This window comes from Providencia sp. PROV033 (assembly GCF_028484855.1).
In the GTDB taxonomy this organism is placed as follows: Bacteria; Pseudomonadota; Gammaproteobacteria; order Enterobacterales; family Enterobacteriaceae; genus Providencia; species Providencia alcalifaciens.
In genome coordinates, this window is sequence record NZ_JAMPSW010000007.1 from 34,195 (window position 1) to 47,672 (window position 13,478).

The following is a 13,478-nucleotide window of genomic DNA, read 5'->3' on the forward strand; positions in this document are numbered from 1 at the left end:
CTCGATTGATAATTCGGGGATTTTTTTAACCTAACCAATTAATAACCCCTGAGTTTCTGCTATCCCAATAGATGCAATGCAACCTGCATTAAAATTCAAATAATCCTCCTCGAGACCATCTGAAAAAATCACCCCGTTTTCAGGCATTAAAGATTCTAGCTGTAATGGCGTATTTGGCTCGATAGTGCCAAAAACTAACGTCGTTCCCGTCGTTTTACTACGAAAAGGTTCTCGTACACTAAACTGCAACCGCTTTTCTTCCCAACCAAATCCTTCAGATAAAGGATGTGACTGCGTTCCAGCGATGGCTTGTGCCCCAGCAAGAATAGACTGAAACCATCCCGTAGAGCCCAACCCTGTCGACACAATAATACCTGATGAGGATTGAAACTCTTGCTGTCCTTGCCACGCTAACCGATAGCGGGCAGAAGTATGACTTTTAGGTCCAATGAACAAATCATTGACGGCGAGTAACGTTTGCCCATCATTGGTTGTTGCCTGTGCAAACGTCACGGATTTTTGTTCCACTTTTCCACTGAGTGTACGAGTGACCACATCAGATAGCTGTCCGATTTCAAAGGGAAGTAACTGCCCATCCCAACGTGCTGGTTCAGGATTGATGGCTATCACAGGCTGTCCATTAAGATATTTGAGTGTATTCGCCACTAAGCCATCTTGCCCTATCACCACAACAATATCCCGCGCCGAAAACTGATAGCTAGGTAACAGCTTCCTTTCCAGTAATTGAAAGCGCCCTATCGCTTTTAAAATCGATTCTGCCTGAATCAACTGCCGCTGATAAATATCATGTTCGAGTAAATAATCACTTACTTCAACATCGTTATGCTCTAGATAAAACTTCGCTTGCGACCATGTATTAAAACGTTCAATTAATTCCTGCATACGTGTTTTACGCATCACTAACACGAAGCGAACATCATCAAAATGGCTCATTATTTCGCGCCTTTTTTCATCAATTGACCAAATAAATCAGGCGAGAAATTAATTTCACCAATTTTACCAGCATTTTGTGCCAAGGATTCAAACGCCATCGCCATCAACTGCTCTGGGTTCATTTTCGCCAATGCCATCGCCTTCAAATTCTCCACCGGCAATTGACTATAGGCTTTCATTTTGGCTTCAATGGCATAAGCATCCGCTTCTGATTGAGTACGTTGGTTTTCAACACTCAGCGCCACCAGCTCGTTACGTTTAGCTTCCAAGTTAACCTGAGCTATCAACTCTTCTTGTTCAATTTCAGCACGTTCACGCAGCAATGTGCGCTCATTATCCAATCGGGCTTCTTCAATTTGCTGCTGCTTAGCTTGTACTGATAAATCCGTTTCTAATTCAGCCTCTTTAATGGTTCTTTCCTGCTCAACGGAGAATTTGCGTCTCGCATAAATCGCATCATCCGCTTCTTTCAAAATCGATTCCCGAGCTTGAGCTTCCAGCGCTTTGAGTGTTTCTGGAGAAGGCGTAATGGCTGAAATCGCCACATCCAAAATTTCGATCCCCAAGGATTCAAGAGCAGGATGCTCAGACAGTTGTTGAGAAACCAACATCACCAATGGTTACCCCATGAGTAATGCATCTCGCAAATTGGTACTTTGCGTTTTTGCTTGGATGACAGTTTGCGCACTACGAACCACCCTATCACTCAGCTTTAAGGGGTCTTCTGACGCATAAGATTTACCATCTTGAGCAAGGTTAAAATTCAAGACATCCGCTGTTTTTTCTGGGTATTTCACCTGAAATGAAATTTGTCCTTGAATACGTAAGCTTTGGAAATCCGCCGTCTGTAGATTAAAAATAAATGGCGCTTCTTGGGCGTTCAAAGGTAATGCCGCAATGGACGTTTTATCTGCGTTATACCAAAAACTTAATCCTTTACCTTGCTTATGTACTGCCCCATTGATGGATTGAATAATGAATGTCGATGAATCTGATTTAAAGTATTTAAAATTTAACATGTCCTACCCCGCTTAGTGTCTTTGTGAAATCAATTAGTGTCTTTATGACATTAATTAATTATTGTCCTATAGACACAAACAAGTCAACACATAAATGTCTTAATGACACTAAATATGTTTTCGCGTATGATTTAACGCAAGACTAAAACAGGGGAAAGGATCTTAATCACATGACAGAAAAAGAATTTTTATCTAATTATGATCGGCGAGATTATTTAACTCCTTTGCTCACGGTGGATACCGTATTATTCACTTATCATGAAAACACCTTAAAAGTGCTGCTCGTGGAACGCGCTAATTACCCGCAAAAAGGCCAATGGGGATTACCGGGTGGATTCGTTGATGAAAATTGTGATACCACGTTAGACGATACGGTATATCGCAAACTAAAAGAGAAAACGGGGGTTGTTCCTCCTTATATCGAGCAGTTATGTACCGTAGGAAATTCAGAGCGAGATCCTCGCGGCTGGTCCGTAACAATCTGCTATACCGCACTTATTGCTCACCAAGCCTGCGAAGCGCACATTGAAAGTGTTCATTCTGTTAAATGGGTCTCCATCGAAGAAATTGAAGGCATGGCACTGGCTTTCGATCACTACCAGCTTTATTTACAAGCCCGCGAACGTTTACGCCAGAAATCCCTTTATTCCATTGTGCCGGGATTTGCGCTACCAGAAGTATTCACCTTAGCCGAGCTGCAACATGTTCATGAGGTTTTAATCGGCAAAGCCATACAGAATAAATCCTTCCGCCGCCGTTTAGAGCAAGCTGATTTACTGATTGATACAGGGGAAAAACGCCAAGAACGCGGGCGCCCAGCCAATCTTTATCGCTTAAAATCACAATCGGCTGACTATCGGTTTATTCGTAATCTCGAATTTTGATGAGAGAGTTTGAGAAAAGAGTTTAATCAGCAAAATGCCCTTGATAATCATACCAAGGGCATTTATTTAGAACGATGCAAGCCATAGGCGGCTTTTTAAGCCTAAATAGCTCGTCCAACCAGACGTAAAGCTGACCATCTCGCCTTTATCGATGATCATAAAGGTTGGCGTTGCGGTCACACCAACTTGTGCAGCAAGCTGCCCATGGGTGTCATTGACGACAGGAAACGCCAATTCCTTTTTCTGCATCCCCGCTAACAGCCGAGAACTATCCCCAGAGCGGAGTGCCACGGTCACCACAGGAACCCCTGACTTCGCTAAATCCGAAACGGTTGGAGATGTGATACTACAAACACCACACCATGTTGCCCAAAAATAGACGAGAACAGGCTGCTTCTGGCTAAGTTCAGCAATAGAAACCTCATCTCCTGTTGCAAGGGTCAGAGGTTCTAATAACATAGGGGCAAGGCTTTGCGGTTTACGCCAAAAATCCATCACCGTAAAAGCAATGACAAGAATAATCGCTAAAACGAGAAGCTCTTTTGACCACTTCTTGAGTCTCCCCATCATGTCATTATTTCGCTTTGCTGAGCTGTTCTTTCACGATACGTTCAAATTCTTGTGCATCTACAGCGCCTGGGATCATTTCATCACCCACTAACGTTGCCGGTGTGCCGTTCACACCCAGCATATTAGCTAGCTCAAGGTTTTTACGGATAGCCGCACGGCTCTTATCACTCGCTTTTAACTTACCATTACCGGTTGCTTGTAGCGCTTCTTTGATATTCGAATCCGACAGCATGCCCTGTTTCGCCATCAGTTTTTGGTGCAATGCTAAGAACGCTTTTGGATTTTCTTGCCATAACGTCATCGCTAATTGCGAAGATTCCAACGAAGTTTCCCCTTTGAATGGCAGGTACTTGATGACTACTGCAACATCAGGGTTTTTCTTCACCATCTCTTCTAACAGTGGGTCAAAACGTTTACAGTATGGGCAGTTAAAGTCAGTAAAGTTTACCAAGACTAATTTGGCGTCTTTCGAACCAATACGTGGGCTAGTCGGGTCATTAAACAGGGCATCATGCTGATCTTTTAATACCTGCTTCATTTGTGCTTGTTGCTTCTCACCTTGTTTGGCTTGTAAAGCGACAATTGCTTCCTCAAGAATTTCAGGGTTTTCAACTAAGGTGTCACGTACCAATTTGCGCACCTGAGCTTCTTGATCCGCAGTCAGTGGTGCCGCATGTGCTGTTGCCCCTAATACTAACGAAGAAAATAAAACCGCTAACATTGTCTTTTTCATTTTTTGGCTCCTTTGGCCTCAGTCATAATTGATACTACAGATTCACGATCAAGTATTGTTGACAGTATTTTCCCCTCTGTCAGATTAGGGCCATAAATCTGGTTGAATGGTACAGCAACTTGCCCTCGGCGCTGTAAAAATGCCGAAATCTCTGGAGAAGGTTTGGTCCAATCCCCTCGCAATGCCACCACATCCGGTTCACTCAATAAATTCTGAATTTCTTCGTTGAGTAACACATTGTATTTATTTGCTTTGCAGGTCACACACCAATCTGCCGTCACATCAATAAACACGCGCTTATTCTCCGCTAGTGCCCGTGTGATAGCGTCTTCCGATAATGTTTCCCACTGCACTTTATCCGCAGCTAACGTTTGATGCCCTTGATGTTGATCTAACGCCATCCAAATAAACCCAGCACCGAGTGCCGAGAATAATAGGAATGGGAAGATAGCCGCGCGTACACCGCGATTTTTCAGAATAAACAACACAAGAATCAGTAAAAACAGTACCGCGATGATGATTGCCGTCATTGCACCAAAATGGGGTATCAGTAAGCTGATTAACCATAAACAAGAGACCAACATCATTAAGCCTAGTACAGCACGCAATTTCAGCATCCATGCCCCCGGCTTCGGTAGTGCTTTTGCAATCACAGGGAAAGCCGCAATCAGAAGCCAAGGAAGACTCATTCCAACACCAAGTGCGGTAAAAATCAGCCACAGTTGTGACATCGGTGCCGCCAACGCAAATGCCACTGCCGTGCCCAAAAATGGTGCAGAGCATGGTGTTGCAAGTAATGTTGCGAAAACACCTTGCCAGAAATGTCCACTACTGCCCTGCCCACCTGCAGTCGCCAAGCGCGTGTTGGCCTTGCTGCCTAAATGAATCTCAAACAGCCCAAATAAATTCGCTGTAAATAATGCCGTGATAAGGACCATCAAGCCGATAAACCATGGGCTTTGGAACTGAATTCCCCACCCAACAACTTGCTGTCCCCATCGTAAGAGAGTCATTAGCAATGCCAATAACCAAAATGAGACTAAAATCCCTGATGAAGAGAGTAAAAATTGCCGGCGAATGGTATTTTGTTCCCCTTGAGGAACCAATAAGACAGAACCGAGTTTCATTGCCAATACAGGTAATACGCATGGCATTAAGTTAAGGATCAGACCGCCAAGCAGGGCAAATAAAACGACCTGCCATAAGCCAATCGACTGTCCACTATCATCACTCGATATGACACTCACATAGGGTTCAACCGTGCCATGAATTTGCTGGGATAACTCACCATCAACAACAACAAATGAAACCGTTTTACCGACAAGGTTAGGTGCTTCCCCACCCCAATCATCGCTGACATCAATAGTTGCCGTTAATTTATCACCTGAGTATTTTAAGGTAGGAACCCCCAAACTCGCACCATCAACCACATCAGTGTACAGATGTGGATCAATCCACGTATTGTCAGCGGCTTTTTGTAATTCTACCGTCAGCTTATTTCCAGCAAATCCATACTTAGCCTGCTCGACAAGACCACTCACTGCTGGAACATGACCTTTTGCTTGGTTAAATGCCCAACTGAAATCCGCAGGCGCGGGCTCAGTCAGATCTAACTCAAAAGGATAGTCCGTTAAAATACACACATTGCTACAAGTCGATAGCGTCAATGTGCCTGATAACTTATCGAGCTTTTCGCTCGTACTCACCGTGATAGGGAAAATCACATCACCCATGTAACCTTGAGTGGAAACCCCTGCAACATCAAAACGACCCGGTGTTGGCCACAGCCATTCCACCGTTTTTACCGGTGATGACCACGTTATCTCCGGCGCAACTCCTCCTTCACCCGGTGAGCGCCAATACGTTTTCCAGCCATCATCAAGTTTTACATCCAATAAAATATCGACTTTGCCCTCTTTTTGGGCAGAGCTAAGCAAGCGAACCTGAACATGGCTCGGAGTATTTGCGGTCATGAACCCCGTATTCGCAGGTTGTAACCAGCCTGTATCCGCAGCGTATAAGCTGCTAGAAAATACAGTAAATAACACAATTAACGCATTAATAAAAAAACGCATGATCCCTCCAGAATAAATAACAGCGACGAATGACAACCCGCTGCTTTCTAATCCCGAAGATTACAGAATTGTAGATGACGCCTAACGCTAGGTGGGGAATGGCTCTCTTCACGGTTTGCTCTATATATAATAAATAGCCTAGTGCAAAAGATAGCGAATGACGCTAAAGAAAGAAATACAAAAAAGAGAGGCTCAATCACGACAGGGACAAGAGTGAGGAGTGATTTTGAACTTAATTCGCAGGTTGAAAGCTTTACAGGCTCACTACCTTCTTTATTTGCATCAGAAAAATAAGTATCTGAATGAAGCTGAAGGTGTTCAGCAGAAAGAGGAGAAAACATGGACGTCGAGGTAAACATGGAGGCGAATACGCGCTCTCCGACAGCTCTTTGGTTCATACAAAGCAGCACCATCAGACAGGCAAGCAATACTAATCCTTTACCTAACTTCATCGACCTATTCATGTCTGTCTCAGTTTATCTTCCTGAATTCTCAATAATTAGATAATTAAGTTAATAGAAGGTTACATATTACACAGCCAAATAAGCAACACAAGCAGCATCATTTAACTTTACAAATAACGCCCCTTAAAAAACTCACTATTTTTTGCATTTTTTCTTAAAAGCGGCACGGAACTTGCAATCTATTTAGTGAATAGAAAAAAGAAATTATTTTGCACACTTTCGGTGCACGATAATCAAGTTTAGGTAGTTTGTCGTTTTATTAGTGCCGCAGCTCACAACTGCCTAAATAATATGCGAGACAGCTCCCGAATTTAAAACAATTCATTTTCAAAACTCATATTTTTTAATTACTTTTTAACAAAAATAAAACATACAGCCGATGATCGTGCCATGATTAAAACCTCACGAAACATCTGCAAACACAACACCACAAAACCAAAATAATTCGAGCAATATGTTGTTAGAACACAGAACTCGAAATATGGCGGATTGACACCGATGTTCTAAAGGAGCTGTAATTATGCGTATTAGCAAGCTTGTTTTAACAATGATGCTTTTGGGTGCGACCTGCGCAGTTCAAGCAGAAGAATTAAACGGTACTCTGAAGAAAATCAAAGATAATGGCGTGATTGTGGTGGGTCACCGCGAGTCATCTGTGCCATTCTCTTACTATGATAATAATCAGAAAGTTGTTGGCTACTCACAAGATTATTCCAATCTCATTGTTGATGCAGTGAAAAAGAAACTCAATATGCCTGATTTACAGGTGAAGTTGATTCCTATCACGTCACAAAACCGTATCCCATTACTGCAAAACGGCACATTTGACTTCGAATGTGGCTCGACAACAAATAACCTAGAGAGACAAAAGCAAGCCGCATTCTCCAATACTATTTTCGTTGTTGGTACTCGACTGCTGGCGAAAAAAGACTCTGGCATCAAAGACTTTGCTGATTTAGCTGGCAAAAACGTCGTTGTGACCTCAGGTACAACGTCGGAAGTGATTCTGAATAAGCTAAATGACGAGAAAAATATGAAGATGCGCATTATCAGTGCTAAAGACCACGGTGACTCATTCCGTACTTTAGAATCTGGTCGTGCTGTTGCCTTTATGATGGACGATGCTCTATTAGCCGGTGAACGCGCAAAAGCGAAACAACCGGATATCTGGGAAATTGTAGCAAAACCGCAAACTGAAGAAGCTTACGGCTGTATGCTGCGTAAAGATGATCCACAATTCAAAGCATTAGTCGATGATACTATCTCAACTGCACAAAAATCTGGTGTAGCAGAGAAATCATTCGACCGCTGGTTCAATCAACCAATCCCACCGAAGAACCTGAATCTGAAGTTTACGTTATCTGATGAAATGAAAGCGCTGTTCAAATCACCAAACGATAAAGCATTAAACTAATAAAAAAGACAAACAGGGTGTTACTGAAGTAGGAGTCGCAAGGCGGTCGTTCCCGCCTTGCTTTCTCTTATTGCGGTATTCGGGACAATCAAATTGCCCACAGGAAGTCATATTATGTCAATTAATTGGAATTGGGGGATATTCCTTGAGAATGCCCCATTTGGGAATACCACCTATTTAGGGTGGCTAATATCTGGCTTAGAAGTCACCGTCACGCTATCCATCTGCGCATGGATCATTGCATTTCTCGTTGGCTCGTTCTTTGGTATTTTACGTACCGTCCCCAACCGGTTCTTAGCTTTCTTAGGAACGGCTTACGTTGAATTATTCCGTAACGTGCCGCTTATCGTTCAGTTCTTCACTTGGTATTTAGTGATCCCTGAACTGCTGCCTCAATCCATCGGCGACTGGTTTAAAATGGAGTTAGATCCTAACTACCAGTTTTTCCTCTCCTCTATGCTATGCCTTGGTTTATTCACCGCTGCGCGAATGACTGAGCAAGTTCGTGCTGCTATTCAGTCCTTACCTAGAGGACAACGCAATGCAGCACTCGCGATGGGGCTGACACTACCGCAAACATACCGTTATGTACTGTTACCGAATGCTTATCGCGTTATTTTACCGCCGATGACTTCGGAAATGCTGAACTTGGTGAAAAACTCCGCTATCGCATCCACTATCGGGTTAGTGGATATGGCGGCACAAGCAGGAAAATTACTCGATTACTCCGCCCATGCTTGGGAATCTTTCACAGCAATCACGCTCGCATATGTCGGTATCAACTTGATTATTATGCTGCTAATGAGCTTGCTTGAGCGCAAAGTGCGCTTACCCGGCACACTAGGAGGACGCTAAGATGGCTTATCAATTTGATTGGAGTTCCATTGAGCCAAGCATCCCATTCTTAGTGGATGGCTTTATTATCACAGCCAAAATTACGGCAGCTGCCATTGTGGTTGGGATTTTATGGGGAACCGTACTGGCAGTCATGCGATTATCCAGTATTAAACCTCTGCGTTGGCTGGCGGCGTTTTACGTCAACACCTTCCGGTCAGTTCCATTAGTTATGGTACTGTTTTGGTTCTATTTAGTTGTGCCTAACATATTACAAAATGTTCTAGGCTTATCACCAAAAAATGATATTCGTTTAATATCCGCAGTGGTAGCCTTCTGTCTTTTTGAAGCGGCTTACTACTCTGAAATTATCCGTGCAGGTATTCAAAGTATCTCGAAAGGTCAGGCAAGCGCCTCCCTCGCTTTAGGTATGACCCAAATGCAAACCATGCGTTTAGTCGTCTTACCGCAAGCGTTCAGAGCGATGGTGCCATTATTGCTGACCCAAGGTATTGTATTATTCCAAGATACCTCTTTAGTGTATGTTCTTGGGCTAACCGACTTCTTCAGAACCGCGACCAACATTGGTGAGCGTGACGGTACGCAAGTCGAGATGATACTCTTTGCAGGTCTCATCTATTTTATTTTCAGTTTCGGCGCTTCAATGCTGGTGAATTATCTTAAGAAAAGGACTGTTTCATGATTACCCTGAAAAATGTATCGAAATGGTATGGCCAATTTCAGGTGCTCACAGATTGCACAACTGAGGTCAAAAAAGGCGAAGTTGTCGTTGTATGCGGGCCGTCTGGTTCTGGTAAATCCACATTAATAAAAACAGTAAATGGGTTGGAGCCAATTCAACAGGGTGAAATTTTCGTTAACGATATCCAAGTTAATAATAAAAAAACTGACCTTGCGAAGCTGCGCTCAAAAGTGGGGATGGTATTCCAGCACTTTGAGCTATTCCCACACCTTTCCATTATTGAAAACCTAACCTTAGCGCAAGTTAAAGTGCTAAACCGTGACAAAAAAGCGGCAGAAGCTAAAGGATTAAAACTACTGGAGCGTGTTGGTTTAGCAAGCCATGCCAACAAATTTCCAGCGCAATTATCCGGTGGTCAGCAGCAACGTGTCGCCATCGCCCGTGCATTGTGTATGGACCCCATTGCTATGCTGTTTGATGAACCAACATCCGCCCTAGACCCAGAAATGATTAACGAAGTGCTGGATGTTATGGTTGAGCTGGCTAACGAAGGCATGACCATGATGGTCGTCACCCATGAAATGGGCTTTGCAAAGAAAGTTGCCAATCGCGTTATTTTTATGGATGAAGGGAAAATCATCGAAGACAGTAAAAAAGAAGATTTCTTCGCGAATCCTAAATCTGATCGCGCGAAAGATTTCTTAGCAAAAATCTTACATTAATCACCCTTTGAGTTGCAGAAAGTCCGACAGGGCTTTTTGCAACTTTTCTCTCAGCTTTCCTTACCGACACAAAATTCACCTCGTTTTCTTAATTGGCACTTTTCCGCGCTTGAAATCTCTTAAAAAATTCTCTAACGTGTTCTAAGTTCAAATAAAATTGCGAACAAAGCAAATTCACCCTGAAATAGTTCAAGTTTTAGGTAGAAAATTGAATTATGATAGGCGATACGCTTGTTATTTTGTGCGCGCTCTTAGTTTCAACAACGTATGGCAATATCAACGTATCGCCAACCACTATGTAGCACAAAATATAACAAACAGCTGAAACAGCAAGACCAAGTCCCTGTAAATTCATCTAATCGACGATTCATCGTTTTTTACAGACACAATGGCTTTCGGCATTGTTGTTTTCATGTGTGATCCGCTATGCTATGCGGATCCATTTTATAGACAAGACATTCACCAGCTACAGGCTAACCCTGTAGCGATTATTCACCATAGGATTATCGGTGCCATGCAAGAACAATATCGTCCAGAAGATATAGAGCCTAAAGTACAGCGTCACTGGGATGAACACCAAACGTTCAAAGTGACAGAAGACAACAGCAAAGAGAAATACTACTGCCTGTCCATGCTACCTTACCCTTCTGGTCGACTACACATGGGCCACGTTCGTAACTACACCATTGGTGACGTGATCTCCCGCTACCAGCGCATGCTGGGTAAAAACGTTCTGCAACCAATTGGTTGGGATGCGTTTGGTCTGCCAGCTGAAGGTGCTGCTGTTAAAAATAACACCGCGCCTGCACCATGGACTTACGCCAATATCGATTACATGAAAGGTCAGCTGAAAATGCTGGGCTTCGGTTACGATTGGAACCGCGAAGTGACCACCTGCACACCAGAATACTACCGTTGGGAACAGTGGTTCTTCACTAAACTGTATGAAAAAGGCTTAGTGTATAAGAAAACCTCTGCAGTGAACTGGTGTCCACACGACTTAACCGTTCTCGCAAACGAACAAGTTATCGACGGCTGCTGCTGGCGCTGTGATAGCCAAGTTGAGCGTAAAGAGATCCCTCAGTGGTTTATCAAAATCACCGACTACGCTGAAGAGCTGCTCAATGACTTGGACAAACTGGAAGATTGGCCAGAACAAGTTAAAACCATGCAGCGCAACTGGATTGGTCGCTCAGAAGGTGTGGAAATCACTTTTGATGTTGCCAACCGTGCAGACAAATTAACTGTCTACACCACCCGCCCAGATACCTTTATGGGAGCGACCTATGTCGCGGTTGCAGCAGGTCACCCATTAGCGCAAGAAGCTGCCAAAGCGAATAGCGAATTAGCCGACTTTATCGATGAATGCCGTAATACCAAAACTGCGGAAGCGGATATAGCAACCATGGAGAAAAAAGGTCTGGCAACAGGTCTGTATGTCGTTCATCCATTAACCCAAGAAAAATTACCAATTTGGGTCGCGAACTTTGTTCTGATGGAATACGGTACAGGCGCAGTGATGGCGGTTCCAGCTCATGACCAACGTGACTGGGAATTTGCTCATAAATACAATCTGCCAATCAAAGCAGTGATTGCAGATGCTGAAGGCAACACGCCTGACTTATCTCAAGAAGCGATGACTGAGAAAAATGCCCTGATCAACTCAGGTGAGTTTACTGGTTTAAGCAACGAAGCTGGCTTCAATGCTATTGCAGATAAACTAGTTTCGCTTGGTGCGGGTCAACGCAAAGTCAATTATCGTTTACGTGACTGGGGTGTTTCCCGTCAACGTTACTGGGGCGCGCCAATTCCAATGGCGACCTTAGAAGACGGTACCGTTGTTCCTGTTCCTGAAGATCAATTACCGGTTATTTTACCGGAAGATGTCACCATGAACGGCATCACTAGCCCGATTAAAGCGGATCCTGAGTGGGCAAAAACGACGATTAATGGTCAACCAGCGCTGCGTGAAACGGATACGTTCGATACCTTTATGGAATCATCTTGGTACTACGCTCGTTACACTTGCCCACAATACGATGATGGCATGTTGAACCCAGAAGCAGCAAACTACTGGCTGCCAGTGGATCAATACATCGGCGGTATTGAACACGCCATCATGCACTTAATGTATTTCCGCTTCTTCCACAAATTAATGCGTGATGCAGGTCTGGTGAACTCTGATGAGCCAGCAAAACGTTTACTGTGCCAAGGTATGGTGCTGGCTGATGCCTTCTACTACACCGGTAGCGATGGTCAGCGCGTGTGGGTTTCTCCTGCGGATGCCATTGTTGAACGTGATGACAAAAACCGTATTACTAAAGCGGTAGACCGCGAAGGCCATGAACTGGTTTATACTGGTATGAGCAAGATGTCTAAATCTAAGAACAACGGTATCGACCCGCAATTAATGGTCGAAAAATACGGTGCTGATACCGTCCGTCTGTTCATGATGTTTGCAGCGCCACCAGAATTAACCCTTGAATGGCAAGAATCTAGCGTTGAAGGAGCTAACCGTTTCGTTCGTCGTGTATGGCGTTTAGTCCACGAGCACGCACAAAAAGGTGCTACTCAGCCATTAGACATCAGTGCATTAACGGCGGAACAAAAAGATTTACGTCGTGATCTCCATAAGACTATCGCGAAAGTGACTGACGATGTGGGTCGCCGTTATGCTTTCAACACGGCTATCGCGGCTATTATGGAGTTTATGAACAAATTAGTTCGTGCTCCACAAGATACAGAGCAAGATCGCGCTTTAGTTCAAGAGTCTTTAGATGCGATTACCCTGATGTTATCACCAATCATTCCACACGCTTGTTTCGAAATGTGGAAAGCATTAGGTCACAACGAAGATATCGACTTTGCAAACTGGCCTGTAGCAGATGAAAAAGCCATGATTGACGATACAAAACTGGTCGTTGTTCAAGTTAACGGTAAAGTGCGTGGTCGTATTACGGTTCCTGCGGATGCTAACCAAGAATTCGTTCAGGAAATGGCATCACAAGAAGCAAGCGTCACTAAATACCTTGAAGGCGTGAGCATCCGTAAAGTCATTTATGTACCAGGTAAATTACTGAACTTAGTTGTTGGCTGATAAGGAGCC

At 43.8% G+C, this 13,478-nt stretch carries 11 protein-coding genes and 1 pseudogene; 6 read left to right on the forward strand and 6 right to left on the reverse strand.

The genetic code is table 11. The features are described 5' to 3' along the window. Positions 1 to 30: 30 nt before the first annotated feature. Positions 31 to 954, reverse strand: a complete 924-nt coding sequence (locus PSF16_RS02845) for a sugar kinase (RefSeq protein WP_272688739.1) — start codon at positions 952 to 954, stop codon at positions 31 to 33. Beyond that, a pseudogene (locus PSF16_RS02850) lies at positions 954 to 1,973 on the reverse strand (SPFH domain-containing protein). The gene PSF16_RS02845 and the pseudogene PSF16_RS02850 overlap by 1 nt, the downstream one beginning before the upstream one ends. Before the next feature lie 170 nt (positions 1,974 to 2,143). On the opposite strand from PSF16_RS02850, the gene PSF16_RS02855 reads away from it, so the two are divergent. After that, the gene (locus PSF16_RS02855; protein WP_272688740.1) at positions 2,144 to 2,857 is read left to right on the forward strand and encodes an NUDIX domain-containing protein; all 714 of its coding nucleotides are present in this window, start codon (positions 2,144 to 2,146) and stop codon (positions 2,855 to 2,857) included. Positions 2,858 to 2,923: 66 nt separating this feature from the next. Here the strand turns inward: PSF16_RS02855 and PSF16_RS02860 are convergent, their stop codons facing one another. From PSF16_RS02860 to PSF16_RS17435, 4 genes are read right to left on the reverse strand one after another with little or no spacing between them, the layout of a single operon-like run. After that, positions 2,924 to 3,427, reverse strand: a complete 504-nt coding sequence (locus tag PSF16_RS02860) for a protein disulfide oxidoreductase (protein ID WP_080675922.1) — start codon at positions 3,425 to 3,427, stop codon at positions 2,924 to 2,926. Between the two features lie 4 nt (positions 3,428 to 3,431). After that, positions 3,432 to 4,160 carry a DsbA family protein gene (locus tag PSF16_RS02865; RefSeq protein ID WP_006662328.1) on the reverse strand — a complete coding sequence of 243 codons (729 nt, stop codon included), beginning with the start codon at positions 4,158 to 4,160 and terminating at the stop codon, positions 3,432 to 3,434. Then, the gene (locus PSF16_RS02870; protein ID WP_272688741.1) at positions 4,157 to 6,235 is read right to left on the reverse strand and encodes a protein-disulfide reductase DsbD family protein; all 2,079 of its coding nucleotides are present in this window, start codon (positions 6,233 to 6,235) and stop codon (positions 4,157 to 4,159) included. The genes PSF16_RS02865 and PSF16_RS02870 overlap by 4 nt, the downstream gene beginning before the upstream one ends. A gap of 47 nt (positions 6,236 to 6,282) precedes the next feature. Beyond that, entirely contained in the window at positions 6,283 to 6,699 is a 417-nt protein-coding gene (locus PSF16_RS17435; RefSeq protein WP_036978283.1) for a hypothetical protein, read from the reverse strand. Between the two features lie 520 nt (positions 6,700 to 7,219). Here PSF16_RS17435 and PSF16_RS02875 point away from each other — a divergent pair. The 5 genes from PSF16_RS02875 (at position 7,220) to leuS (ending at position 13,469) form a co-directional block, all read left to right on the forward strand. Continuing rightward, a complete protein-coding gene (locus PSF16_RS02875; RefSeq protein ID WP_272688742.1) occupies positions 7,220 to 8,113 on the forward strand; it encodes an amino acid ABC transporter substrate-binding protein in 894 nt (297 codons plus the stop codon). 114 nt (positions 8,114 to 8,227) lie between these two features. Continuing rightward, positions 8,228 to 8,968 carry an amino acid ABC transporter permease gene (locus tag PSF16_RS02880; RefSeq protein WP_006662330.1) on the forward strand — a complete coding sequence of 247 codons (741 nt, stop codon included), beginning with the start codon at positions 8,228 to 8,230 and terminating at the stop codon, positions 8,966 to 8,968. A gap of 1 nt (position 8,969) precedes the next feature. Then, positions 8,970 to 9,650, forward strand: coding sequence for a glutamate/aspartate ABC transporter permease GltK (gene gltK / locus PSF16_RS02885; RefSeq protein ID WP_006660949.1), 681 nt, complete (start codon positions 8,970 to 8,972; stop codon positions 9,648 to 9,650). After that, positions 9,647 to 10,372 carry an amino acid ABC transporter ATP-binding protein gene (locus tag PSF16_RS02890; protein WP_006660948.1) on the forward strand — a complete coding sequence of 242 codons (726 nt, stop codon included), beginning with the start codon at positions 9,647 to 9,649 and terminating at the stop codon, positions 10,370 to 10,372. Before gltK ends, PSF16_RS02890 begins: the two co-directional genes overlap by 4 nt. A 514-nt stretch (positions 10,373 to 10,886) precedes the next feature. Next, positions 10,887 to 13,469, forward strand: a complete 2,583-nt coding sequence (gene leuS, locus PSF16_RS02895) for a leucine--tRNA ligase (RefSeq protein WP_272688745.1) — start codon at positions 10,887 to 10,889, stop codon at positions 13,467 to 13,469. Positions 13,470 to 13,478: the final 9 nt, after the last annotated feature.